The organism is Micromonospora polyrhachis (assembly GCF_014203835.1).
Lineage (GTDB): Bacteria > Actinomycetota > Actinomycetes > Mycobacteriales > Micromonosporaceae > Micromonospora_H > Micromonospora_H polyrhachis.
The window spans coordinates 1028483-1051800 of record NZ_JACHJW010000001.1 but is presented as its reverse complement, the minus strand read 5'-3'; the positions used below and the strand labels follow the sequence as shown (position 1 = coordinate 1051800).

The window sequence follows — 23318 nt, the reverse complement described above, 5'->3', positions numbered from 1 at the left end:
TAGGTGTCTTGACAAGGTCAAACCCAATTAGGTTGGCCTAACCTCTGTGAGCGGTAGGAGCGGGCACGGCGATGGTCTTCAGGGCGTCGATCTGCAACTGGGGTACCACGGTGCCACCGTGGTGCGAGACGCGGCGATCACGTTGCGCCCGGGAGCGGTCACGGCACTGATCGGGCCGAACGGCAGCGGCAAGTCGACGCTGTTGCGGGGACTGGCCCGGCTGCACCCGATCGATCGAGGTGAGGTCCTGCTCGCCGACGGCACCCCGGCCCGCGCCCTCTCCGCCCGCGAGTTCGCCCGCCGGGTCACCCTGCTCGCCCAGAGCCGTCCCACGCCGAACGGAGTCACGGTGCGGGACGTGGTGGGATACGGCCGGCACCCCTACCGGGGACGGTGGCGCGCCGACGACCCCGAGGGGCCAGCCCTGATCGACCGGGCCATGACCGTCACCGGCGTCACCGCCATGGCGGACCGGTCTGTCGGTGAACTCTCCGGCGGGGAGTTGCAGCGGGTCTGGTTGGCCACCTGCCTGGCCCAGGACACCGCCGTCCTGCTCCTCGACGAGCCGACCACCTTCCTCGACCTGCGCTACCAGGTGGAGATCCTCGACCTGATGCGGGAACTCGCCGACACCGACGGGATCGCCGTCGGTGTCGTCCTGCACGACCTCAACCAGGCCGCCGCCGTCGCCGACGAGGTGGTGCTCCTCTCCGCTGGACGGGTACGGGCGGCTGGCCGACCTGCGGACGTGTTCACCGAGGACGTTCTCACCGAGACGTACGGAATCCGGATCGAGGTGAGCCTCGACCCGATGACCGGCATGCTCTCCACCCGTCCCATCGGGCGGCACACGGCCCGGGTTCCTGCCTGACCCCCGCAACCCCTCACGAACAGGGAAGAAACCGATGAAGCGCATTCGCGCGACCGTACTGGTCGCTGCCGCCGCGGCGCTGTTGCTCAGTGCCTGCGGCACCACCGAGACCCCGGCCGCCGGCCCGGCCGGCTCGGACACCCCGTCCAGCGGACCGATCACCATCACCGACGCCCGTGGCAAGCCCGTCACGCTCAAGGCCCCGGCCACCAGGGTCGTGGGGCTGGAGTGGGGCGAGGTCGAGATCCTGGTCGGCCTCGGCGTCATGCCGGTCGGCGTCGCCGACACCAAGGGGTACGCCACCTGGGTCACCGCCGCCCCGCTCGACCCGAGCGTCAAGGACGTCGGCACCCGGGGTGAGGCGAGCGTCGACTCGATCGTCGCGTTGCAGCCGGACCTCGTGGTGATGGAGAACGACTCGAGTGCCGCGCTGATCCCCCAGTTGGAGAAGTTCGTCCCGGTGCTGGTCGCCAAGGGTAGCGACGCCGCCGACAACATCGGCCGGATGCGGTCCGACGTCAACATGATCGCCACAGCGACCGGCAAGACCGCCGAAGCACAGAAGCTCTTCGCCGACTTCGACGCCGCCATCGCCGAGGGAAAGAAGAAGATCGCCGACGCCGGCGCCGCCGGCCAGCAGTTCGTCGTCGCCGATGGCTGGAAACAGGGCAGCACGATCTCGATCCGGACGTTCGGCCAGGGATCGCTGATCTCGCAACTCGGTATCCAACTCGGCCTGAAGAACGCCTGGACCGGTGAAACCGACAAGGAATGGGGGTTGGGGCAGACCGACGTCGAGGGGCTGACCGTCCTCAAGGGCCAGGATCTGCACTTCTTCTACAACGCCTCGGACGGGGATGACGTCTTCGCCGACGGGCTGGCGAAGAACGCGATCTGGAAGTCCCTGACGTTCGTACAGCAGAAGAAGCTGCACCGGATGCCCAACGGCATCTGGACCTTCGGCGGTCCGCTCTCCGCCAAGCAGTACATCGACCAGTTCGTGAAGGTCTACGCGGGTTGAGTCAGCTAAGCACATCCCCTCAGGTGGGGCCGGCGACCGAGCCGGCCCCACCCGAGCCACGCTCCCACCCCCGGGTCGTCGGTGCCTTCGTCCTCGTCGGGGCGCTCCTCGTAGTGATCATGTTGGTGCACCTCACCCAGGGCACCTCCTCGGTCGGCGCCCGCGACCTGCTGCACCTGATCACCGGCGGTGACGACGAGGCCGCCCGCGTGCTGGTCGCCGCCCGCATCCCGCGACTGCTGGCCGGGTTGGCCGTCGGCATCGCCCTGGGCTTCGCCGGCGCCGCGCTCCAGTCGCTGGCCCGTAACCCACTCGCCGCACCGGACACCCTCGCGATCAACGCCGGAGCACACCTGGCGATCGTCGTCGTGGCAGCGTCCGGGATCGCGTTGCCGGTGCTCTCCTCCGGTGCGCTCGCCTTCTGCGGCGGACTCCTCGCGGCAGGTCTGGTGATGGCACTGTCAGCCGGGGGACAGGCCGCGACGACCCGACTGATCCTCGCCGGCTCGGCCACCGCCCTGGCCCTCAACTCGCTCACCATGCTGCTGCTACTCCTCTTCGAACAGGCCACCATCGGCCTCTTCGCCTGGGGCAACGGCTCCCTCGTACAGACCGACCTGACCGCCTTCACCCAACTCGCCCCGGTCATCGGCATCGCCGCCGTACTACTCGTGGCCCTCGGACACCGGCTGGACATCCTCGCCCTCGGCGACGACACCGCCACCGTGCTCGGGCTGAACGTCCGCCGTACCCGGCTCGTGGTCACCCTGCTCGCCGTCCTGCTCGCCGCCGCCGCGGTGACCCTGGCCGGACCGGTCGCGTTCGTCGGCCTCTGCGCACCGGTCATCGTCCGGCTGCTCGGCCGGGCGGTCCCCGGCGTGCACCGGCACCGGATCCTGCTGCCGATGTCCGGCCTCGTCGGGGTGGTCATCGTGCTCGGCTCCGATGTCCTGCTCCGCGTCGTGCTCGGCGGACACGCCGGGGTGGAAGTGCCCGCCGGGGTCGTCACCACCCTCTTCGGCGCCGCGCTGATGGTGTGGCTGGCCCGACGGCACCGGGACGCCGGGCCGACCCGACAGCCCCCGGGTGCGCACGCCGCCGTCCGGTCCCGGAGCTTCCACCTCAGCGTGGTCACCGTCTGCGCGGTGGTGACCGTCGGGGCGGTGGTGCTCGGCATGCTTGCCGGGGACACCTGGGTCCTCCTCGGCGACATCGTCAACTGGATCCAGGGACGCACCGGTCCGGCGTACACCTTCGTGCTGGAACAGCGGTGGCCGCGAGTCGCCGCGGCCCTGCTGGCCGGTGCGGCGCTCGCGGTGGCCGGCACCATCGTGCAGGCGGTCTGCCGCAACCCACTGGCCGAACCAGGCATCCTCGGCATCACCGCCGGCGCCGGGATCGGCGCGGTCTCCCTGCTGACCTTCGTCCCGCTCGCCGGGGTGGCCGCCATCTCCGGGGCCGCCGCCCTCGGTGCGGTCGTGGCGTTCGCCCTCGTCTACGGGATTGCCCGATCCGGGGGACTGAGTTCCGACCGCCTCGTACTCATCGGCTTCGCGGTGTGGCAGGGCGGCACGGCGGTCATCACCTTCATCATCGTCACCTCCGATCCGTGGAACACCGCAAAGGCCCTGACCTGGCTCTCCGGCTCCACCTACGGTCGTACTGGCCCGCAGGTCCTCCCGGTGCTGATCGCCCTGCTGCTCAGCATCCCGGCGGTGATCGCGGTCCGCCGCGAACTCGACCTGCTGTCCCTGGACGACGACACGCCCCGCGTGCTCGGGGTCCGGCTGGAACGCACCCGGCTGATCGCCCTGGGCGTGGCGGCGTTGCTCACCTCGACCGCGGTCTCCGCCGTCGGCGTGATCGGCTTCGTCGGCCTAGTCGCGCCGCACGCCGCGCGAGCCCTCGTCGGTGGCCGGCACGGCCGGGTGCTGCCGGTCGCGATCCTGCTCGGTGCGGCACTGGTCAGCATTGCGGACACCCTCGGCCGGGCGGTCATCGCCCCGGCCCAGATTCCCGCCGGTCTGGTCACCGCCATGATCGGCACCCCGTACTTCGTCTGGCTGCTGTGGCGCTCGCGCAACACCACGACCGGACCCCGATGAGAACCCGTAAAGCCGTACGGCGGCCCGCCCGACGGTCGATGTCCAGTAAGGAGGCACAATCATGACGACCACCCTGTCCGTCGTGCCGTGGCGCGTCTTCAACGTCGAGGTACGGACGTTGCGGCAGCTCAGCCCGTCGTTCCTGCGCGTGACCTTCACCGGGCCGGACCTGGACCGGTTCGCCGACAACGGATACGACCAGCGGATCAAACTGGCCCTGCCACTGGCCGGGGACAGTGTGGCGGAACTGCCCGACGGTCCCGACTGGTACCAGCAGTGGCGAGAGCTCCCCGAGGATCGGCGCAGTCCGGTCCGTACGTACACCGTTCGGGCGGTCCGGCAGCACCGGCAGGAGGTGGACGTCGACCTCGTCCTCCACGGTGACGGCGGCCCGGCGACCCGGTGGGCCCGACGAGCCCGGCTTGGCGACCGGCTCGCCCTGGTCGGGCCCGACGCCGGCTATCCGGGCGTACACGGCGGAATCGAGTTCCAGCCGCCGCAGGATGCCGCACTGCTGCTCGCGGGGGACGAGACCGCCGCACCCGCCATCTGCGCCATCCTGGAGCGGCTGCCGATGGAGAGCCACGGCCACGCGGTGATCGAGGTGCCCCACCCGGACGACGAGTTGCCGGTTTCCGCTCCGCCGGGAATGACCGTGACCTGGCTGGCCCGCAACAGCGGCCAGTACGGCAGCCGCCTCACGCCGGCCGTGACCGCGCTCGCCGCCCAGATGCTGCCGGCAGTGGCTCCGCCCACCGCCCAGATGCTGCCGGCAGTGGCTCCGCTCACCGCTGGGATGCTGCCGGCCGTGACTCCGTCCACCGCTGGGATGCTGCCGACGGGTCGCGTCGATCTTCCGCCGGCCCCGGCCGTCGGTTCCGAGCCCTTGCCGGACGTGGACGTGGACCAGGAGATCCTCTGGGAGGTGCCCACCTCCTCGGCAGCCGCGACGATCTATGCGTGGCTGGCCGGCGAGGCGGGTGTGATCCGTGGTTTGCGACGGCATCTGGTCGTGGAACGGGGCCTCGACCGCAGTGCGGTGGCCTTCATGGGCTACTGGCGGCTGGGCCGCGCCGAGGGCTGAGTCCGTGGCTGAACCGATGGCTGAGCCGGTGGCTGAACCGGTGGCTGAACCGATGGCGACGATCATCGATCGGACCGTCCTCGGCGGTCAGTCCGTCGAGGTCAGCGCTGCGTAGTCGCCGGCGGTCAGCGGTGTGCGGGACAGCGAACCGTCGGCGCGGGGTATGCCGAGGCCATCGCCGTTGTGCCGGAAGGTGACCCGATCGATGTCGGGGCGGGTGGTGAGGGTGGCGACGATCTGGCCGAATGCGAGGATCTCGTCGGTGCGGCCGGCACCGGCGAGGCTGTCGCCGACATCGATGATCGCCTCGTTGCCGACGATCCGTAGCCCGACGATCGGATCGGCACCCGTGAGGGCGCTACTCAGCCCGGCGTCCTGTTCCTCGTTGTTCGGTCCGGCGAGGAGCAGTTCGAGATGGGCCGCAGCGGATGGCGCGGTCCAGAGCCGACGATCGACCGGTACGAGTCGGTCGTCACGCACGTAGTAGAGGCGTTCGACGACCGTACCTGCCTGGGTTGGCGCGGTTGCCGGGGTGCCGGTTGCCGGGAGGATGTCCCGTGGGGGAGTGACCCGACGTGGCGTGTCCTCATCGGGCACCCCACACCCGACAAGTGCGTACAGGACGGCTGCGGTGAGCACTCCGGCCAGGCCGATGCGGTGCTTCACGGGGCGACCTCCGGCAGCTCGACCCGGAACCGCGCACCACCGCCGGGCCGGTCCCGCACCGCCGCTTCGCCGCCGTGCGCGGCGGCGTGCTGGGCGACGATCGCCAGGCCCAGCCCGCTGCCCTCGGTCGCGCCTCGGGCACCCGCCGTCCGGCCACGGACGAAGCGGTCGAAGATGACGAGCTTGTCGTCGGGCGTGACGCCTGGGCCTTCGTCGTCGACTTCGAGGTGGTACCGCCCGTGCGACCTGCCGAGCCGGATCGCCGACGGCCCACCGCCGTACTTGGTCGCGTTGTCCAACAGGTTGCTGAGCACCTGTTCCAGGCGTCGCCGGTCGACCAGCCAGATCGGTTCGGTGCCGTCGTCGTCTGACTCGACGAGAGTTTCTGGCAGCTGCCGGGCTCGGCAGACCTGCCGGGCCAGTTTTGCCACGTCGACCGGACCCCGGTCTGGCGGGCGGTCGCTACGGGCCAGTTCCAGCAGGTTGTCGACCAGGTACTGGAACCGGGTGACCTCGTCGGCGACAAGGCCGGCAGCGGTGGCGGTTCGTTCGTCGAGGTGTTCCCGACGTCGGGCCAGTACGCTCACCGCCGCAGCCAGGGTCTGTAGCGGGGAACGCAGCTCGTGGCTGACGTCGGCGGCGAATCGGCGGTCGCGTTCGATCCGCCGGGCGAGTTGGTCGACCATGTCGTTGAACGACGTGGTGAGCTGAGCCAGGTCGGGTTCGGTGGCGGCGTCCAGGCGGGCCGTCAGATCGCCCTTGGCGATCTCCTGAGCGGCGTTCGCGACCGAACGTAACGGGTGCATCGTGTAGCGAGTCGTGTACCAACCGATGCCGGCACCGGCGGCGGAGGTGATGATGGCGACCACGGTCAGCACGAGGCCGAGGACCCGCAGGGTGTGGTCCAGCTCTATGAGCGAGTCCACGTGGTAGAGGGTGGTCGATCCAGACAGCGGCACGCCCACCACGACGGCCGGTATACCGTCGGTACGGACCCGCTGCATCGCCGGCCGCCCGTCCTCGACGAGCTGCTGCAACTGTGGCGGAATGGCAGCGGTGATGCCGGTGTCGGCGCTACGCGCGTACCAGGTGCCGTTGCGTCGGATCACCGCCCGACGGTTCTCGCCGGTGTTCAACGAGCGGAGGGTCTCGACGATGTCCGGCCGGTCGGCAGTGAGCCGGCTCTGCACCATCGCCGCCTCAAGGTACGCGGCCCGCACCGCCGTGCGTTCCCGCTCGTCCAGTAGGGAATCGCAGGTCAACTGGTACGACACCAGTGCCATCGCAGTGGACAGGAATAGTGCCCCGGCGGCGAAACCCGCGGTCACCCGGGTACGGAGGCCAGCACGTCTCATCGCTGGAGCCGGTAGCCCAGGCCACGGACCGTGACCAGATGGCGGGGTGCCGAGGTGTCGTCCTCGATTTTCTGCCGGAGCCGTCCGATGTGCACGTCGACCAGCCGCTCGTCGCCGACCACGTAGTCCCAGACTCGCTCCAGCAGTTGCTGCCGGCTGAGTACCCGACCGGCGTGTTGGGCGAGTTCGCAGAGGAGCCGGAACTCGGTCCGGGTCACGGGCACCGGCTCGTCCCGCAGCCGTACCTCGCCGGCCTCCGGTAGCACCTCCAACTCTCCGAACCGCAGGCCGAGTACCGGGGCGGCCACCGCACGCATCCGGCGGCGCAGGGCCCGCAGTCGCGCCGACAGTTCCTTCACCGCCACCGGCTTGACCAGGTAGTCGTCGGCACCCGCCTCCAACGCGGCGACGATGTCGTGGGTGTCGTCCCGGGCACTGACCACCACGATCGGTACCCCGTCGGTACGGCGCAGCTCACGAATGCACTCGTACCCGTCGACCCCGGGCAGCATCAGGTCGACCAGGACCGTGTCAGCTGGGTTGCGACGCTGCTCCGCGATGCCCTCCTCTGCGGTCGACGCGCCACGGGTGTGGTAACCCTCGTCCTGTAGCGCGAGCACCAGGGACAACCGAATCCGGTCGTCATCCTCGATCACCAGCACGTCCGCCATCTCGTCATCATGGCGGCCGAACCGAATGGGGGTGAAATCGAGGGTATGCGGGATCGCCCGCTGTCGCTGGCCGAGTCGAAGCAGTTTTGTCACGCGACTGTCATGATTCCGAAAACGAAACGCCAAGACCGCGCGGCAAGCTGACTACCCAGGGACGGGGCGTCGAGCGTGGTGGAGGTTCTTGACGAACCCGTGACACCGGCGGGCAGACCTTGCTCCCCCGAGGCGGGTGGTGGGGCCGGGTATCGGTTCGAGCCCGGCCCCACCACGCGCGATATGTAGACCTCGACGATCAGTAGGACACCGATGACCGTCGTACCCGGACCAGGTGGCGGTACCGTCAGGTTGATCTGCGACCGGTGTGGTGGGGCCGTGGTCGCCCCGGCCAGTGACATTCGGGACAGCGACCTGGTGTGGCCGATCACCACGAAGCATGGCTGGGCTGGGTCGCCCTTCGCGCTCGGGCCACACAGTTGCCCGACCTGCGTGGCGCTGGGCCTACTCGGCGAGGACGGCCGGGGCCGGTCGACCGGTCCGCGACCGCTGCCCGGGAGTCTCCGGATTGATTACGAGGCCGCCGCGGCGGTGGTGTGGGTCGATGGCGATGTCGACGCCTCCGTTGCGCCAACCCTGCGCGATGCGCTGGCGGTAGCCGGACTGCTCCGGCAGTCGGTGGTTCTCGACCTCACCGATGTGCGGCTGATCGATTCCACCGGCCTGGGGGTGCTGGTCCGAGCCCATCAGGATCTTCGGCAGCGCGGCGGGAACCTCTGCCTGGCGGCACCCTCCCGGTTCATCCTGACCGTCCTGCACACCATGCGAATCGACCTGCTCTTTCCGATCTTCGGGAGCCGGCGGCAGGCGCTCGACGAACTTCGTGGCGGGTAGCGGGCGACCGGTGCGGAGCGGGAAAGCGGCAGACGACCCGCGTCGGGAGAATCCGCTGGTTCAGCTCTTCAACGGGTACGGGATGAAGGTGCTCCGGTTCTCGTCCAGGTCGAGTTGCCGGCTGATCGGCGGGGCGGCCCGCTGCGGGCAGGTCATCCGATCGCAGGTCTTGCAGCCGGGGCCGATGGGGGTGGCGGCCTCGACCGCGTGTAGGTCCATCCCGGCGGAGTAGACCAGCCGGCTGGCATGTCGGGTCTCACAACCCAGTCCGATCGCGTAGACCTTGCCGGGCTGACCGTAGCCGCCGTGGTGGCGGGTGATCGTACGGGCGATCCACAGGTAGCGCTGCCCGTCCGGCATGGCGGCCACCTGCGTGACCACCCGGCCCGGCGAGCTGAACGCCTCGTAGACGTTCCAGAGTGGACACGTCCCGCCGGTGCGGGAGAACGGAAATCCCGTGGCCGACTGCCGCTTCGACATGTTGCCGGCCCGGTCGACCCGGACGAACGAGAACGGCACACCGCGGGCCCGGGGCCGTTGCAGCGTGCTGAGGCGATGGCAGACCGGCTCCCAGCCGATGGCGAAGTGCTGAGTGAGCAGTTCGATGTCGTACCGGCGGCTCTCGGCGGCGGTCAGGAACTTCTCGTACGGCAGGATGAGCGCCGCCGCGAAGTAGTTCGCCAGGCCGACCCGGGTGAGGATCTGGGTCTGGACGTCGTCGAACCGCTCCTCTTCGATGATCTCGTCGATGACGTCGGCGAATTCCAGCAGGGCGATCTGCGCCGCCATCCGCATCGCCTCCTGCCCGGGCCGTAGCGAGGTGGACAGGTGCAGGGTGTGGGTCTGTGGCCGGTAGCGGTGCAGCTCGCCGCTGAGCGACCCGGCGTCGTCCCGGGAGATCCGTACCCCGTGCCGCTGGGCCAACCGGTCCTGCAACGCGGCGCGGACCTCGCCTCGACGCAGCCCGATTCGCGCGGCCAGCCCCTCGGCCGCCTCGTCCAGGTCCGGTACGTAGTTCTGCCGCCGGTAGAAGAACTCGGTCACCTGGTCGTGCGGGCTGCGGCCGACGGTGTCCCGGTCACCGACCAGTTCGGCGAGCTGCTCGTCCACCTGCTGGTACCGGCGATGCAGGTCGATGACGGCTTCGGCGATCTCGGGCAGCCGCGTGGCGAGTTCGGTGAGGTCGGCGAGGCTGGATCGGCTGGTGAGTGCTTCGCGTAGCCCGGCGACCAGCCGGGGGGTGTCGTGGGGTGCGAAGACGGTCGGGTCGACGCCGAACAGTTCGGTGATGCGCATGAGCACCGCGACGGTCAACGGTCGGGAGTCGTGCTCGATCTGGTTGAGGTAGCTCGGGGAGATGTTCAGGTGCCGGGCCAGGTCCGCCTGGCTGAGCGCCCGGTCCTCCCGCATCCGGCGGAGCCGGGCACCGGCGAAGGTCTTGGCGATCGCCCTCACCTCCCGTCCCATCGGCCGGAGCCGACCTGGTTAACAGTCCTGTGAATCTACCTCTTCGCAACTTCGCAGAATGGCATCGAGAATTTCCAATAGTTGGCTTGTTCCGTCCCTCGACCTGTTTGCCAGCTCCATGTGACCGTGGTCGACACACGGGCGGACCAGCACCGATCCCACCGCCCGTCGACGCCGTGGTGCGGCCTGAAGACGACTTCCGGACACCACCGACCTGCGGAGGTACGAAGAGATGGAGAACGCAGTCGAGCGGTTGCGCAACGAGTGGAACACCGACCCGCGCTGGCAGGGGGTACGGCGAAGCTACCGCGCCGAGGACGTCGTCCGGCTGCGTGGCGCGATCCAGGAGGAACACACGCTGGCCCGACACGGGGCGGACCAGCTGTGGCGGCTGCTGCACCGCGAGGACTACGTTCACGCGCTCGGTGCCCTCACCGGCAACCAGGCCGTGCAGATGGTCCGGGCCGGGCTCAAGGCGATCTACCTTTCCGGCTGGCAGGTGGCGGCGGACGCCAACCTCGCCGGACACACCTACCCCGACCAGAGCCTCTACCCGGCCAACTCGGTGCCCGCCGTGGTCCGCCGGATCAACAACGCCCTGCTGCGGGCCGCCCAGATCACCACGGCCGAGGGCGACACCGACAGCGGCGGCTGGCTGGCCCCGATCGTCGCCGACGCCGAGGCCGGCTTCGGCGGGCCGCTCAACGCGTACGAGCTGATGACCGCGATGATCGCCGCCGGTGCGGCCGGGGTGCACTGGGAGGACCAGCTCGCCGCCGAGAAGAAGTGCGGCCACCTCGGCGGAAAGGTGCTCATCCCCACCGGCCAGCACATCCGTACCCTGGAGGCGGCCCGGCTGGCCGCCGACGTGGCCGGCGTACCCACGGTGGTCGTCGCCCGTACCGATGCGCAGGCGGCGACCCTGCTCACCACCGACGTGGACGAGCGGGACCAGCCCTTCGTCACCGGCGAGCGGACCGCCGAGGGCTTCTACCGGGTCCGCAACGGCATCGAGCCGTGCATCGCCCGGGGCCTGGCCTACGCCCCGCACGCCGACCTGCTCTGGATGGAGACCAGCACCCCGGACCTGGAGGTCGCCCGCCGTTTCGCCGAGGCCATCAAGGAGCAGTACCCGGAGCAGTTGCTCGCCTACAACTGCTCGCCGTCGTTCAACTGGCGCAAGCACTTGGACGACGCCACGATCGCCAAGTTCCAGCGGGAACTCGGGCACATGGGGTACAAGTTCCAGTTCATCACCCTGGCCGGCTTCCACGCCCTGAACTACTCGATGTTCGACCTGGCCCGGGGGTACGCCACCGACGGCATGTCCGCGTACGTCTCACTCCAGGAGCGGGAGTTCGCCGCCGAGGCGGCCGGCTACACCGCCGTCAAGCACCAGCGGGAGGTGGGCACCGGCTACTTCGACCTGATCAGCACCGTGCTCAACCCGACCGCCGAGACCACCGCGCTGCGCGGCTCCACCGAGGAGGAGCAGTTCGCATGAGGTACGAGATCATCGGCCCGATGGCGGACCGGTTCGACGAGATCCTGACCGCCGAAGCACTCGACTTCCTGGTCGCCCTGGACAGCGAGTTCGCCACCCGCCGGGTGGCGCTGCTGGACACCCGACGGGCTCGCCGGGCCCGGTACGCCAGCGGGCAACTGCCCGACTTCCTTCCGGAGACCGCCCGGATCCGCACCGACCCCAGTTGGCAGGTGGCACCAGCCGCGCCCGGCCTGACCGACCGGCGGGTCGAGATCACCGGACCGACCGACCGCAAGATGACCGTCAACGCCCTCAATTCCGGTGCCCGGGTGTGGCTGGCGGACTTCGAGGACGCCACCGCGCCCACCTGGCACAACATCATCGACGGCCAGCTCAACCTGGTCGACGCCCTGGAGCGGCGGATCGACTTCACCGATCCGCGCGGCAAGCGGTACGCCCTCGGCGACGAGCTGGCCACGATCGTGGTCCGCCCGCGCGGCTGGCACCTGGTGGAGAAGGGGATCGCGGTGGACGGCCGGCCGATCTCGGCCAGCCTGGTCGACTTCGGCCTCTACCTGTTCCACTGTGCCCGTCGGCAACTGGACGCCGGCCTCGGGCCGTACTTCTATCTGCCGAAGCTGGAAACCCACCGCGAGGCCCGGCTCTGGAACGACATCTTCGTCTTCGCCCAGCGTTACCTCGGGCTACCGCAGGGCACCATCCGGGCCACCACGCTGATCGAGACGATCACCGCTGCGTTCGAAATGGAGGAAATCCTCTACGAGCTGCGGGAACACTCGGCGGGCCTGAACGCCGGGCGGTGGGACTACATCTTCAGCGTGATCAAGAACTTCGGGCAGTGGTCCGACTTCGTGCTGCCGGACCGGTCCGCGGTGACCATGACCGTGCCGTTCATGCGGGCGTACACGGAGTTGCTGGTGCGGACCTGCCACCGACGCGGCGCGCACGCGATCGGGGGAATGGCCGCCTTCATCCCCAGCCGGGACCCGGAGGTCAACGAGGACGCCATGACCCGGGTACGGGCGGACAAGCAGCGGGAGGCCGGCGACGGCTTCGACGGGTCCTGGGTCGCCCACCCGGGTCTGGTCGGGGTGTGCCGGGAGGTCTTCGACCAGGTGCTGGGCGACCGCCTGCACCAGATCGCGCGTCGCCGGGACGACGTGCTGGTCAGCGCCGCCGACCTGCTCGCCGTCGACAAGACCCCCGGCCAGGTCACGGCGGCGGGCCTCCGCTCCAACATCGCGGTCGCCCTGCGCTACGTCCACGCCTGGCTCGGCGGCACCGGTGCGGTGGCGCTGTGGAACCTGATGGAGGACGCGGCGACCGCCGAGATCGCCCGCTGCCAGGTGTGGCAGTGGGTGCACCACGGCACACCACTGGCCGACGGTGGTTGCGTGACCGACGCACTGGTGCGGTCGATCCTCGCCGAGGAGTGGGGCGACCTGGTCCGGGGCGGTACGGCCGCCGACCGGGAGCGCGCCGAGCAGGCCGCGCGGATCTTCGAGCGGACCGCACTCGGGGAGGACCTGCCGGCGTTCTTCACCACCGACGCGTACGCCCACCATCTCGGGCCGTCCTGCGGCTCCGGCCCGACGGGGCGCTGACCGGGATCGTCAGCAACGCCCCGGGGGCCGGGGAGGTGGGCAGGCACCGACCTTCCCGGCCCCGCCGTACCCACGTCATCGGTCCCGACCGGCGACCGACAAAGGTCGGACCGACTACTTGATCGTCGACCGTATGCCACATAAGTGGGACATGCGAGGGAGCAGTTCGGGGTTTTAGGTTCGTTTCGCGGATGCCGATCGGCACGTCCGCCTCGATCCCAGGCAGCGGAGGACGACGATGTGGAAGAAGACCGACGGCGGGCGGCTCGCAACGGCCACAAGGAAGATGGCGGTCGGCGCGGTCATGACATTGGGACTGACCTTCGGGTCCGTGGCCGTGGTGGCGTCACCGGCCTACGCCCTGCCGACGAACTGCTCGGGAATTACCTTCCCGAACAACTTCACCGCCTGGAAGTGCACCTCGGGCACCGGCACCTACCGGACTTGGGCGAAGTGCCTGAACCTTCCGACCAACACCTACGTCTACCGGTACGGCTCCTGGGTGGGCATCGGTAATTTCTCCTCGGTGACCTGTGTCCGTAGCAGCACCCGAGCGGAGGTCGTCGCCACCTCCGGAGTGCAGAAGGGCTGACGGCGGCACCAGTCACAGTGGACGAGGCGTCGCGACGTCGCCTGACGACCACCCGGGCTACCTCTGCCCGGGCACGACCAGGCCGGTCTCGTATGCCGCGATCACGGCCTGCACCCGATCGCGCAGGCCGAGCTTGCTGAGTACGTTACTGACGTGCGTCTTCGCGGTGTGCGTGCTGACCACCATGGCGGCGGCGATCTCCGGATTGGACATACCCTCCGCGAGCATCCGCAGCGTCTCCCGCTCGCGGCTGGTCAGCACGGACAGCCGCGCCGCGGGCAACGGGCGGGTCGCGCCGCCTACGGTGAACTGCTCCACCAGCCGCCGGGTCACCGACGGTGCGAGCAAGGACTCACCCTTCGCCACCACGCGCACCGCGTGCACGAGGTCATCGCGCCGCACATCCTTGAGCAGGAAGCCACTGGCACCCGCCCGCAGCGCGTCGAACACGTGGTCATCCTGGTCGAAGGTGGTCAGCATGACGGTCCGGCAGTCGGTCTCGGCACCGATGATCCGGGCGGCTTCGATGCCGTCCATGCCCGGCATCCGGATGTCGAGCAAGACGACGTCGGGGCGATGATCCCGTACGGCGGCGACCGCCTGGAAGCCGTCACCCGCCTCGGCGACCACCTCGATGTCGGCCTGCGCGTCCAGGATCATCGCGAATCCGGCGCGCACCAGTTCCTGGTCGTCGGCGACCACTACCCGGGTCACAGCGGCAGCCGCGCGCGTACCGTGAAGCCCGCAGGCCCCGGACCGGCCGATGCGGTCCCGCCGTACGCGGCGGCGCGCTCCCGGATACCGACCAGTCCGTTGCCACCGCCGGGCGGCAGCCCGGCGGTGGTGCCCCGGCCGTTGTCCCGAATCTCGATCGCCAACTCCTGCTCCTGCCAGCTCAGCCGCACATCGGCGCGGGAAGCGCCAGCATGCTTGACAACGTTCGTGAGCGCCTCCTGGACGATCCGGTAGACGGCCGCCCCCAGATCGGGCGGCAGCGGCCGGGGCTCGCCCGCCACCTCGTACCCCACCTCCACCCCGGCCCCCGCCGCCTGCCGCACCAGGTCGGGCAGATCCTCGACGGTCGCCTTCGGGGCACCCGACCCCTGCTCCTCCCGCAGCACCGCAAGTATGCGACGAAGCTGATCCATTGCATCCCGGCCTGCCCCGGCGATGGCGTCGAACGTGGCGACGGCCCGCTCAGGATCGGCACGCACCACCACCGGCCCGGCCTCCGCCTGCACCACCATGAGACTCACCGCGTGCGCCAGGATGTCGTGCATGTCGCGGGCGATTCGGGCGCGCTCTCGCTCGGCAGCTCGTTCGGCTTCCAGAATCCGCTCCCGCTCAAGCCGCGCGGCCCGCTCTTCCAAGACGGCGGCGTACGCCCTGCTCCCCGCCGCCGCCCTCCCCAGGGCATACGCGGTCACGGAAACGACGACACCCCGAAACGCGGTGTCCAGCGACCCGACCGTGAGGAGCCCGCCACTGAAAACGGCGGCGAGCGCACCCCACCGCACCCACCGGCCGGACCGGGTGGCCACCGTATAGAGGGCGATGAGCGGCCCGTACCAGAGCGGCTGCGGTGCGACAACGTCCACCAGATCGTACGAGGCACTGAAGGCGTGACTGACGAGCAGCACGGGCAAGGCTGCCTTCCGCCGCGCCACCAGCGGCAGCGCGGAACCGGCCGCGACGATGTACCCCCACCAGTGCCACGGACCGTCCCGGGACAGCAACGGCCAGAGCTGGGCCACCGCGACACATGCCGCCAGCGCGACATCCCACCACGGCGAACGCGCCCACCGACCCTGCCACACGGTGCGCCATGCTGTCATGCGTCCGCGGAAGCCCGCCGGGCGAGGGCCACCAGCGCGACCAGAATCAGCAGGCCGGCGACCGGTAGCAGATCCAGACTGGTCACCGCGACGCCGATAGCGAGCAGCACGGCCACCGGAGCCCACACCGGGACGACCCGCACCACCGCAAGGTGAACGACCAGCGCGAGCAACCCGACATAGAACAACGCCGGCCCCGGCCCGTAGACGGCGACCGAGACACCGGGCACATCCCGCACCTCACCGAACATCTGCCGCATCGCGGCCTTGTCGTCGGCCGCGAGCCCCACCACGATGTCGATGCCAATCTGAGCGATCGAACAGACCAGACCGGCGATACCGGCGACAGCGGCAGTCGTGGCCAGCACGCCACCCCCGACCATCCGGCGCGCGGCGAGTACCACGAAGCCGAAGAGGAACAGGGCAACGAGGAAGGCGAGATGCCCCAGCGTCCAGAGGAAACCGGGACCGTACTGCCCATCCAGCCCGTCCAGTAGCCGGACCAGGCCGTAGACGATCATGAGGGCGGGAGCGACGACGAAGACAAGGGGTGCTTTCTGCATGCGGTCGATCGTCATCGGCTCGCGGCCCCGAAACATCGCCGACGTCGGTGATTCTTCCCCTCACCCACAAGACCCAGTACGGGTGTCGCCTTGTCGAGGCGCTCGGGCCGTAGACCGGCTGCGCCGCGCCCGACACGGCGCTCAGGCCCGTCAGCGGCATCCGGCGGATGACCGGCTGGCCGCGATGCGACCCGTCACAGCGGGCCGAAGAACTCCTCGTAGTGCGGTTCGCGGTAGCCCGGCACCGACCGATTCGTCTCCCGGGCCTCGCGGCGGAGCCGATCCGCGGTGGCCCCGTCGCCAGCGGCCTCCGCGGCGCAGGCCGCCGCGTGTCGGGACACGGCCAGGACGTACCGGTCACCGGTCTGGGCGGCGAGGGTGCCCGCGAGGGCCGCGTCGCGGCCGGCGGCGGCGGGATCGGCCAGGCGCAGGTGGGCGGCGGCCCGCGCCAGGTACGCCTCGGCCCGGGATGGTAGGTCCCCGGAGTGCTCGGTGACGGCGACCGCCTCCGTGAGGCTGGGGATCGCCTCCTGCCACCGCCCGGCCCGACAGAGCACCTGGCCGTGCATGCTCAGCGCCGCGCCCTCAAGGCCGACGGCCCGGATCTCCCGCGCGATCCGCAGCGCCTCCGTCACCCCGGCGAACGCCTCCTCCTCGGCGCCGACGGCCATCCGGACCATCGCCGAGTTGCTGAGACTGGCCCCCACCAGCAGCGGCCTACCGGAGTCGCGGCGCAGCGCCAGGGCCTCGTCGAGGTAGCGGAGCGCGCTGATCACCGAGCCGGTGCGGTAGTGCAGGATGCCCAGCGCCTCCAGACACGCCGAGGTCCGGTTCTGGTCGCCCACCGCCCGGACCAACTCCAGACAGCGCAGTAGATCCGCCGCCACGAGGTCGGGGTCGCCGGTGCCCCGGTTCAGGCCGGCCCGGTAGAAGAGCGCGGCGGCGTGCTCCAGGGGCATTCCCAGCCGGTCGGTCAACTCCACCGCGCCGTCGACCAGGCGGACCGCCTCATGCCGGTAACCGTGCCGGCGCAGCACGGCGACACTGGCCCAGGCCAGCAGGGCGGCGAGGCGCGCGGGCTCACCGGCGGTCTGCGCCGCCGCCGTGAAGGCCGCCAGGATGTTGGCGTGCTCCTCGGCCAGCCATCGGACAGCCTGCGCCGGACTGGTCGGCGCGTCCTGCCACGGGGATGTCGTCCGCTCCCGCCCGAGGGTCGGCGCCCAGCCGGCGCTGGCCATCTGCTCGATCTCCCGCGTTCCGAGCTCGTACAACTGCGTCAACCGGCCCAGCGCGGCGTCCCGGTCGACCGCCGGGTCCGCCGCCGCCTGCTCGGCGGCGTACAGACGGAGCAGGTCGTGGAGGGCGTAGGTGCCCGGCCCCCGGGGCTCGACCAGGCGCTGGTCGACCAGGCGTTCCAGGGCCTCCTCGGCGTGTCTCGCCGACTCGTCGAGCAGGGCGGCGACGGCGCGCGGGGTGACCACCGGTAGCTGGGAACCTCCCACCAGCCGCAGCACCCGCGCACCCCGGCGGTCCCGGTCGTCGCCGTCGAGCAGTGCGGCGTACGCGTGCGCGATCGAGGCGCGCAGACTGAGGTCGTCGTACTCCAGCTCATCGAGGCGCTGGTGGGGGTCGGCGAGCCGGTCCACGAGCTGGTCCAGAGTCCAGTGTGGTCGGCTCGCCAGCCGGGCCCCGACGATGCGTAGGGCCAGCGGCAGGAAGCCGGAGAGTTCGGCCAGCCGGCCGGCTGCCTCCGGTTGGGCCGCGACGCGGTCCGCGCCGCACTCGACCGCGAGCAGCTCCACCGCGGCGTGCCGGGGCAACAGCCCGACGGCCAGGTGCCGGCCGTTGGGCAGGGTGGTGAGCATCCGCCGGCTGGTCACGATCGCGGTGCAGGTCCGGTCTCCGGGGAGCAGATCCCGTACCTGAACGGCGTCGCGGGCGTTGTCGATCACCACCAGGATGCCCCGTCCGGCGATCTCCGAACGGAAACCGGCGGTCGCCTCGCCCGGATCCGTCGGAACCGTGTTGCCCGGCATACCCAGAGTCCGCAGGAACCGGCCGAGCACGTCGATCGGTCGTAACGGCGGCAGGTTGGCGTCGGAGCCCTGAAGGTCGACATACAGGGTCCCACCGGGATACCGGTCGGCCAGGTGGTCGGCAAGCTGGACGGCGAGCGCCGACTTTCCCACCCCGCCCGGCCCGTGTAGACCGAGGACGGCGGGCGGTGTCTCCCCGTCGAGCCAGCCCAGGGCGGTGGTGATCTCGTGTTGCCGGCCGACGAAGTGGGCGATGCGGGCGGGCAGCTCCCGCAGTGGGCGGCGTGCGGGCCCGGTGACGGTGGCCGGCGTGTCGGCGGACAGGTGTGGGCTGTGGTGCAGGATGTCGCGGTAGAGAGCCTGCAACTCGGGGCTGGGATCGAGGCCGGTCGCCTCGGCCAGCACGTCGCGGGCCTGAAGGTACGCGGCCACCGCGCCAGCCACGTCCCCGGTGCGGTAGAGCGCCGTCACGAGCTGCCCCCAGCTGCGTTGCCGCAGCGGATGGGCCACCACCGTGTCGCGCAGTCGCCCGACCAGTTCGGCGGCGGCACCGAGGCCGAGCTTCGCCTGGACGAAGTCCTCCTCGACCATCAGCCGTTCCTCGTCGAGGTACGCGAGCCGGGCGGCGAGCGCCGGTGGCAGGGGCAGGTCGGCCAGGGGCGGCTCCCGCCACAGCCGGTACGCGCTGCCGAGGCTGGCCTCGGCCAGCTCCAGCCGCCCGGCGGCCAACGCGTCCCGGCCCCGCTGGGCCGCCTCCCGGAACCTGTCCAGGTCACGCTCGCCCGGCTGGACCTCCAGTAGGTAGCCTCCGGTGCGGGTGTGCAGGCGACCAGCGACCTCCGGTGCGACGCGCAGCGCCCGGCGCAGGCCGTGTACGTAGGTGCGCAGGTTGGCCGGAGCGGACGACGGGTGCGGCTGGTCCCACAACATCTCCACCAGGTGGTCGGTGCGCAGCACCTCGTTCGGTTCGAGTAGCAGAGTGGCGCAGAGTAGGCGCTGCTTGACCGAGCCGAGGTGCACCACTACGTCGTCGACCCGAACCTCAAGTGAACCCAGCAGTCCGAAGCGCATGATTGCCACGCCGCCCTTTGTAACAGAGCAGGCGGCGTTCCCAGAGGGCCTGATCGAGTTCGTGTCCACACCGGACGGGTGCCGTTGCGGGGTGCCTACCGGGGTTACCGGGCCAGGGCCGGACCGGTGAGCTGGAGCCCCATCGCGATGCGGGTCAGCCCGGCCTTGTTGGGCGTGCCGGTCTTCTGCCGGATCCGATGCACGTAGGTGTCCACGGTCGTCTTGGACAGCCCCAGTCGGGTCCCGATCTGCTTGTGGGTCAGGCCGCCAGCGACGAGCCGGAGGACTTCCCGTTCCCGTGGGGTCAGTGCCCTGGTCAGCGGGGCCTGACCGGGTGGTGCGGCAGCCTGGCCGGGATCGACCGGAGATGATCCGGTGGCGAATGCTGCCCGCAGCCCGCCATCGAGGTAGAAATCGCCGGAGGCGACCACATCGATGGCCCGGAGCAACGTTTCGACATCGGACTCCTTACGGATGTAGCCACCGGCCCCGTGGCGCAGTGCCGTTTGTACGTCGTCCGGATGCTGCGAGGTGGACATGACCAGCAGCCTGAGGTGCCCGGGAAGCATCCTGGGCAGTGGCGGTCCGGGAAAGGGGTCCGCGACGACCACCGTGGGCTCCGATCCCGGGACCCGTGGACCGCATTCCCCCAGCGTCGGGATGACGCCCACGAACCGGATACCGGCCGCTTCCCGGAGCACCTCCACCACGCCCCGGAACGTGACGGACCGATCGTCGACGACGGCGACCGTGTAGTCCATCCACATCCCTTTCCGCGGCCGTGGACCCAGCGATCCGCATCGCCTCGGCCCCCGCACGTGCCCACGGCCGCTGCCTGCCTCCCGAGGGGAACCACCTGGGCTTTCCGGCGGCTCCCCGCAACGGTAGGCGGGATGACGCACAAAGCAGGTACATGGGATGTACAGCTCTGCTCCGGGTGGGGCGGGAAGGCGTCAGACGAGGCCGCTGTCGAGGACCGCCGGCCCGCCCTCCCGGTTGCACATCGGGAAGAGCATGTCCCACAGCGCCGGGTCACTGTCCCGGCCGCACGAGTCGATGCCGAACCCGGTCCGGTTGCCGCCCGGCAGGCCGGGGGCGACGGTGAGAGCGGGGGCTGCGGTGGCCACCTGGCCGGGACCGATTCCGGCCCCGGTGACCACCTGGCTGGCACCGGGGCCCGCCGCGCCGGCGAGCGCGAGCAGGAACAGGCCGGGCAGGAGGAGCCGGGTGGCGCGAGAACCACTGGTTGTCGTACGCAAGGTGTCGTCCTTTCGTGGTCGAGCGGTGACAGGAAGAGCGTGACCCAAAATGCGTACGTGGTCGAGAGTGGACAGGCGAGGATCAGCCGTTCATGCCCGACGGGATCACCGGTCCGCCGACGAGAAAGAACTTCCGGAGGTCCTCGGCGAACAGCTCCGGTACCTCCATCGCGGCGAAGTGGCCGCCATGGTCGAACTCCGACCAGTGCCGGATGTCGTACAACCGCTCGGCCAGTGGCCGTACCGACAGCGTGATGTCGTGCGCGAACACCGCCACGCCGAGCGGGACCCGGCACGGCTGCTGGCTTCCCCGCAGGGCGTCGCGGTGGAATCGGCCGGCGGAGGCCGCGGTCGCGGTGAGCCAGTACAGCGAGATGTCGGTGAGCATCCGGTCGTCGCTGACCGGCGTGGCGGGGTCGGTCCACTGGGCGAACCGCTCAGCGATCCAGACCAGTTGGCCGACCGGCGAGTCGGTCAGCGCGTAGCCGATGGTCTGTGGGGTGAGCGCCTGTAGGGCCTGGTACGGCGGGCGGTTCGCCATCAGCTGTCGGACCTTGTCCAGCCGGGCCTCATCCGCCTCGGACACCTCGACGTCGGGGTCCGGCCGGGTCGGCAGGTAGTTGACGTGCACCCCGACGACGTGTTCGGGTGCGACCGCGCCGAGCGCCAGTGAGATGCCCGCGCCGAAGTCGCCACCCTGCGCGCCGTAGCGCTCGTATCCCAGGCGGCGCATCAGCTCGGCCCAGGCCCGGGCGACCCGGACGGCGTCCCAGCCGCGCTCGTGGGTCGGCCCGGAGAACCCGAAGCCGGGGATGGACGGAATCACCAGGTGGAAGTCGCGCGACAGCGGCTCGATCACGTCGAGGAACTCCAGGAACGAGCCGGGCCAGCCGTGGGTGAGGATCAGTGCGAGCGCCTCCGGTTTCCACGACCGGACATGGACGAAGTGGATGTTCTGGCCGTCGATCTCGGTGGTGAAGTGTGGAAGCTCGTTGAGCTTTGCCTCGTGCTCGCGCCAGTCGTAGCCGGTGCGCCAGTATTCGGCCAGTTCCTTGAGCCGCGCCAGCGGGAAGCCGTAGTCCCATCCGGCGTCGGCGACCTCGTTGGGCCAGCGGGTGCGGGAGAGTCGGTCGGACAGGTCGTCGAGGTCGGCCTGGGGGATGTCGATGCGGAACGGCTTGATCATGGGTCCTAGCTCCACAACTGTTCATTCGGAAGATAAACGTTAGGACGACAAATGTTTCTAGTCCGAACGATATCGCAATCGTTGGCGTCACCAATGATTCGTTAGGCTTGTCACATGGAGAACCCGGCCGAGAAGACGCCTGCCAGGTGGGAGGGCCTGCCCAGTTGGCTGCTCACCCAGACCGCCGGCCACGCACACCGCCTGGTGTCCGACGGCTTCTCGGCCGTCGGCGCACGCGGCTACCACTACCGGCTGCTGGCCACGCTGGAGAAGCTCGGCCCGGCCAGCCAGGCCACCCTGGGCCGCCGAAGCGGTATCCATCTCAGTGACATGGTCGCGACGATCAACGAGCTTGCCGACCGCGAACTGGTCGAGCGGGCCCCGGACCCCGCCGATCGGCGACGCAACGTCATCTCGCTGACCGCTGCGGGCAAGCGACAGCTGCGGCGACTGGAGAAGCAACTGGCCGAAACCCAGGACGAACTGTTGGCGCCGCTGTCCCCCGAGGAGCGGCAGCGGTTGACCGAGCTGCTGTCCAGGTTGCTGGAGCACCACAACCGGCGAACCGGCAGCGTCGAAGGGCCGTGACGCTGACCGGCCGACGTGCCCAGGACCAGGAGCAACCAGGCGTACGGGAGATGGCGGTGGTGCCGTCAGGTGGCGGACGACATCGAGGCGTGCTGGCGCATGAGTGCGACGTACCCGTCCTCCAGGGATGGGGTCACCGGCGTCGCGTCGGCGCTGGGGCGTACCGCGCTCACCACCCGGTAGACGGTGCCGTCGGGCCGGGCGACCGCCGAGACCACCACGCCCTCGGTGGGCGGCGCGCCGGTGGTGTGCAGCTCCCAGGTCGCGCCCTCACCGGTGCGGGCCAGGTCGGCGACCGATCCCGTGTAGATCACCTGGCCGGCGGCGAGTACGGCGGCGTCCGGGCAGGTCTGCGCCACGTCCTCCACGATGTGGGTGCTCAGCAGTACGGTGCGCTGCCCGGCCAGCCCCGCCAGGAGCGTCCGGAACCGTACCCGCTCCTCCGGGTCGAGGCCGGCGGTGGGCTCGTCCACGACCAGCAGCGCCGGGTCACCGAGTAACGCCTGGGCGATCCCGACCCGTCGCCGCATGCCGCCCGAGAAACCCTTCAGGCGGCGGCCGGCCACCTCCGCCAGCCCGACCATCTCCAGCAGTTCGCCGACCTGCCGGCGCCGCGCCGCCGGGTCGTCGAGTCCCTTCAACAGGGCCACGTAGTCGAGGAACTCCCGGGGCGACAGGTCGGGGTAGACCCCGAAGTCCTGCGGCAGGTAGCCGAGCCGACGCTGGACGGCGAGCCGACCGGACCGCCGGGTCAGGTCGTGACCGCCGACCGACACCTGTCCGCCGCCGGGGGCGAGTACGCCGGCCAGGACCCGCATGAGCGTGGTCTTGCCCGCGCCGTTGCCACCGAGCAGGCCGAACATTCCCCCGGGTACCGTCAGGTCCACCCCGCGCAGGGCGGCGACCCGGCCGAACGCACGACGTAGTCCGGTGATCTGAATGTCCATCT

At 70.3% G+C, this 23318-nt stretch carries 21 protein-coding genes; 9 read left to right on the top strand and 12 right to left on the bottom strand.

The window, feature by feature from the left end:
• Window positions 1-46 precede the first annotated feature (46 nt).
• The 4 genes from FHR38_RS04175 to FHR38_RS04160 all read left to right on the top strand — a co-directional run bounded on the left by FHR38_RS04175 (window position 47) and on the right by FHR38_RS04160 (window position 5081).
• Window positions 47-871 (top strand): ABC transporter ATP-binding protein, encoded by an 825-nt coding sequence (locus FHR38_RS04175; protein ID WP_184532928.1) that lies wholly within the window; start codon window positions 47-49, stop codon window positions 869-871.
• A gap of 34 nt (window positions 872-905) precedes the next feature.
• Complete coding sequence (locus FHR38_RS04170) at window positions 906-1892, top strand: ABC transporter substrate-binding protein (RefSeq protein WP_184532926.1); 987 nt, start codon at window positions 906-908, stop codon at window positions 1890-1892.
• Window positions 1889-3997: an iron ABC transporter permease gene (locus FHR38_RS04165; protein ID WP_184532923.1), complete on the top strand. Its 2109-nt coding sequence runs from the start codon at window positions 1889-1891 to the stop codon at window positions 3995-3997. Before FHR38_RS04170 ends, FHR38_RS04165 begins: the two co-directional genes overlap by 4 nt.
• A 61-nt stretch (window positions 3998-4058) precedes the next feature.
• On the top strand, window positions 4059-5081 hold the full coding sequence (locus tag FHR38_RS04160) for a siderophore-interacting protein (RefSeq protein WP_184532921.1): 1023 nt from the start codon (window positions 4059-4061) through the stop codon (window positions 5079-5081).
• 87 nt (window positions 5082-5168) lie between these two features.
• On the opposite strand, the gene FHR38_RS04155 is transcribed toward FHR38_RS04160, so the two are convergent.
• From FHR38_RS04155 to FHR38_RS04145, 3 genes are read right to left on the bottom strand one after another with little or no spacing between them, the layout of a single operon-like run.
• Window positions 5169-5747: a GerMN domain-containing protein gene (locus tag FHR38_RS04155; RefSeq protein ID WP_184532919.1), complete on the bottom strand. Its 579-nt coding sequence runs from the start codon at window positions 5745-5747 to the stop codon at window positions 5169-5171.
• Window positions 5744-7102, bottom strand: coding sequence for a sensor histidine kinase (locus FHR38_RS04150; protein WP_184532917.1), 1359 nt, complete (start codon window positions 7100-7102; stop codon window positions 5744-5746). Before FHR38_RS04150 ends, FHR38_RS04155 begins: the two co-directional genes overlap by 4 nt.
• Complete coding sequence (locus FHR38_RS04145; protein ID WP_184532915.1) at window positions 7099-7773, bottom strand: response regulator transcription factor; 675 nt, start codon at window positions 7771-7773, stop codon at window positions 7099-7101. Before FHR38_RS04145 ends, FHR38_RS04150 begins: the two co-directional genes overlap by 4 nt.
• Before the next feature lie 306 nt (window positions 7774-8079).
• Here FHR38_RS04145 and FHR38_RS04140 point away from each other — a divergent pair, with 306 nt between their 5' ends.
• Window positions 8080-8661, top strand: coding sequence for an STAS domain-containing protein (locus tag FHR38_RS04140; RefSeq protein WP_184532913.1), 582 nt, complete (start codon window positions 8080-8082; stop codon window positions 8659-8661).
• Between the two features lie 60 nt (window positions 8662-8721).
• On the opposite strand, the gene FHR38_RS04135 is transcribed toward FHR38_RS04140, so the two are convergent.
• Window positions 8722-10128: a short-chain fatty acyl-CoA regulator family protein gene (locus FHR38_RS04135; RefSeq protein ID WP_221448904.1), complete on the bottom strand. Its 1407-nt coding sequence runs from the start codon at window positions 10126-10128 to the stop codon at window positions 8722-8724.
• 232 nt (window positions 10129-10360) lie between these two features.
• On the opposite strand from FHR38_RS04135, the gene aceA reads away from it, so the two are divergent.
• From aceA to FHR38_RS04120, 3 genes are all read left to right on the top strand, one after another.
• Window positions 10361-11632, top strand: a complete 1272-nt coding sequence (aceA, locus tag FHR38_RS04130) for an isocitrate lyase (protein WP_184532911.1) — start codon at window positions 10361-10363, stop codon at window positions 11630-11632.
• On the top strand, window positions 11629-13239 hold the full coding sequence (gene aceB, locus FHR38_RS04125; protein WP_184532909.1) for a malate synthase A: 1611 nt from the start codon (window positions 11629-11631) through the stop codon (window positions 13237-13239). The genes aceA and aceB overlap by 4 nt, the downstream gene beginning before the upstream one ends.
• Window positions 13240-13477: 238 nt before the next feature.
• Entirely contained in the window at window positions 13478-13831 is a 354-nt protein-coding gene (locus FHR38_RS04120) for a hypothetical protein (RefSeq protein WP_184532907.1), read from the top strand.
• 57 nt (window positions 13832-13888) lie between these two features.
• Here the strand turns inward: FHR38_RS04120 and FHR38_RS04115 are convergent, their stop codons facing one another.
• The 7 genes from FHR38_RS04115 to FHR38_RS04085 all read right to left on the bottom strand — a co-directional run bounded on the left by FHR38_RS04115 (window position 13889) and on the right by FHR38_RS04085 (window position 21781).
• Entirely contained in the window at window positions 13889-14545 is a 657-nt protein-coding gene (locus FHR38_RS04115) for a response regulator (protein ID WP_184532905.1), read from the bottom strand.
• On the bottom strand, window positions 14542-15648 hold the full coding sequence (locus tag FHR38_RS04110) for a sensor histidine kinase (protein ID WP_312881815.1): 1107 nt from the start codon (window positions 15646-15648) through the stop codon (window positions 14542-14544). The genes FHR38_RS04115 and FHR38_RS04110 overlap by 4 nt, the downstream gene beginning before the upstream one ends.
• 14 nt (window positions 15649-15662) lie before the next feature.
• Window positions 15663-16229, bottom strand: coding sequence for a hypothetical protein (locus tag FHR38_RS04105; protein WP_184532901.1), 567 nt, complete (start codon window positions 16227-16229; stop codon window positions 15663-15665).
• Window positions 16230-16423: 194 nt separating this feature from the next.
• On the bottom strand, window positions 16424-19336 hold the full coding sequence (locus tag FHR38_RS32760; protein ID WP_281385005.1) for an AfsR/SARP family transcriptional regulator: 2913 nt from the start codon (window positions 19334-19336) through the stop codon (window positions 16424-16426).
• A 104-nt stretch (window positions 19337-19440) separates the two neighbouring features.
• Complete coding sequence (locus FHR38_RS04095) at window positions 19441-20097, bottom strand: response regulator transcription factor (protein WP_184532897.1); 657 nt, start codon at window positions 20095-20097, stop codon at window positions 19441-19443.
• Window positions 20098-20289: 192 nt separating this feature from the next.
• Window positions 20290-20595, bottom strand: coding sequence for a hypothetical protein (locus tag FHR38_RS04090; RefSeq protein WP_184532896.1), 306 nt, complete (start codon window positions 20593-20595; stop codon window positions 20290-20292).
• 82 nt (window positions 20596-20677) lie between these two features.
• Window positions 20678-21781 (bottom strand): epoxide hydrolase family protein, encoded by a 1104-nt coding sequence (locus FHR38_RS04085; RefSeq protein ID WP_184532894.1) that lies wholly within the window; start codon window positions 21779-21781, stop codon window positions 20678-20680.
• 114 nt (window positions 21782-21895) lie between these two features.
• Here FHR38_RS04085 and FHR38_RS04080 point away from each other — a divergent pair, with 114 nt between their 5' ends.
• Window positions 21896-22369: a MarR family winged helix-turn-helix transcriptional regulator gene (locus tag FHR38_RS04080; protein WP_184532892.1), complete on the top strand. Its 474-nt coding sequence runs from the start codon at window positions 21896-21898 to the stop codon at window positions 22367-22369.
• Between the two features lie 65 nt (window positions 22370-22434).
• Here FHR38_RS04080 and FHR38_RS04075 read toward each other — a convergent pair whose 3' ends face one another.
• Window positions 22435-23316, bottom strand: a complete 882-nt coding sequence (locus tag FHR38_RS04075; protein ID WP_184532890.1) for an ABC transporter ATP-binding protein — start codon at window positions 23314-23316, stop codon at window positions 22435-22437.
• Window positions 23317-23318 lie beyond the last annotated feature (2 nt).

What these genes read in the sequence shown, in the direction of transcription:
- FHR38_RS04170 (WP_184532926.1), top strand. Translation starts at nt 906, where the DNA reads ATGAAGCGCATTCGCGCGACCGTACTGGTCGCTGCCGCCGCGGCGCTG.
- FHR38_RS04160 (WP_184532921.1), top strand. Translation starts at nt 4,059, where the DNA reads ATGACGACCACCCTGTCCGTCGTGCCGTGGCGCGTCTTCAACGTCGAG.
- FHR38_RS04150 (WP_184532917.1), bottom strand. Translation starts at nt 7,102, where the DNA reads ATGAGACGTGCTGGCCTCCGTACCCGGGTGACCGCGGGTTTCGCCGCC.
- FHR38_RS04145 (WP_184532915.1), bottom strand. Translation starts at nt 7,773, where the DNA reads ATGGCGGACGTGCTGGTGATCGAGGATGACGACCGGATTCGGTTGTCC.
- FHR38_RS04140 (WP_184532913.1), top strand. Translation starts at nt 8,080, where the DNA reads ATGACCGTCGTACCCGGACCAGGTGGCGGTACCGTCAGGTTGATCTGC.
- FHR38_RS04135 (WP_221448904.1), bottom strand. Translation starts at nt 10,128, where the DNA reads ATGGGACGGGAGGTGAGGGCGATCGCCAAGACCTTCGCCGGTGCCCGG.
- aceA (WP_184532911.1), top strand. Translation starts at nt 10,361, where the DNA reads ATGGAGAACGCAGTCGAGCGGTTGCGCAACGAGTGGAACACCGACCCG.
- aceB (WP_184532909.1), top strand. Translation starts at nt 11,629, where the DNA reads ATGAGGTACGAGATCATCGGCCCGATGGCGGACCGGTTCGACGAGATC.
- FHR38_RS04120 (WP_184532907.1), top strand. Translation starts at nt 13,478, where the DNA reads ATGTGGAAGAAGACCGACGGCGGGCGGCTCGCAACGGCCACAAGGAAG.
- FHR38_RS04105 (WP_184532901.1), bottom strand. Translation starts at nt 16,229, where the DNA reads ATGCAGAAAGCACCCCTTGTCTTCGTCGTCGCTCCCGCCCTCATGATC.
- FHR38_RS32760 (WP_281385005.1), bottom strand. Translation starts at nt 19,336, where the DNA reads ATGCGCTTCGGACTGCTGGGTTCACTTGAGGTTCGGGTCGACGACGTA.
- FHR38_RS04095 (WP_184532897.1), bottom strand. Translation starts at nt 20,097, where the DNA reads ATGGACTACACGGTCGCCGTCGTCGACGATCGGTCCGTCACGTTCCGG.
- FHR38_RS04085 (WP_184532894.1), bottom strand. Translation starts at nt 21,781, where the DNA reads ATGATCAAGCCGTTCCGCATCGACATCCCCCAGGCCGACCTCGACGAC.
- FHR38_RS04080 (WP_184532892.1), top strand. Translation starts at nt 21,896, where the DNA reads ATGGAGAACCCGGCCGAGAAGACGCCTGCCAGGTGGGAGGGCCTGCCC.
- FHR38_RS04075 (WP_184532890.1), bottom strand. Translation starts at nt 23,316, where the DNA reads ATGGACATTCAGATCACCGGACTACGTCGTGCGTTCGGCCGGGTCGCC.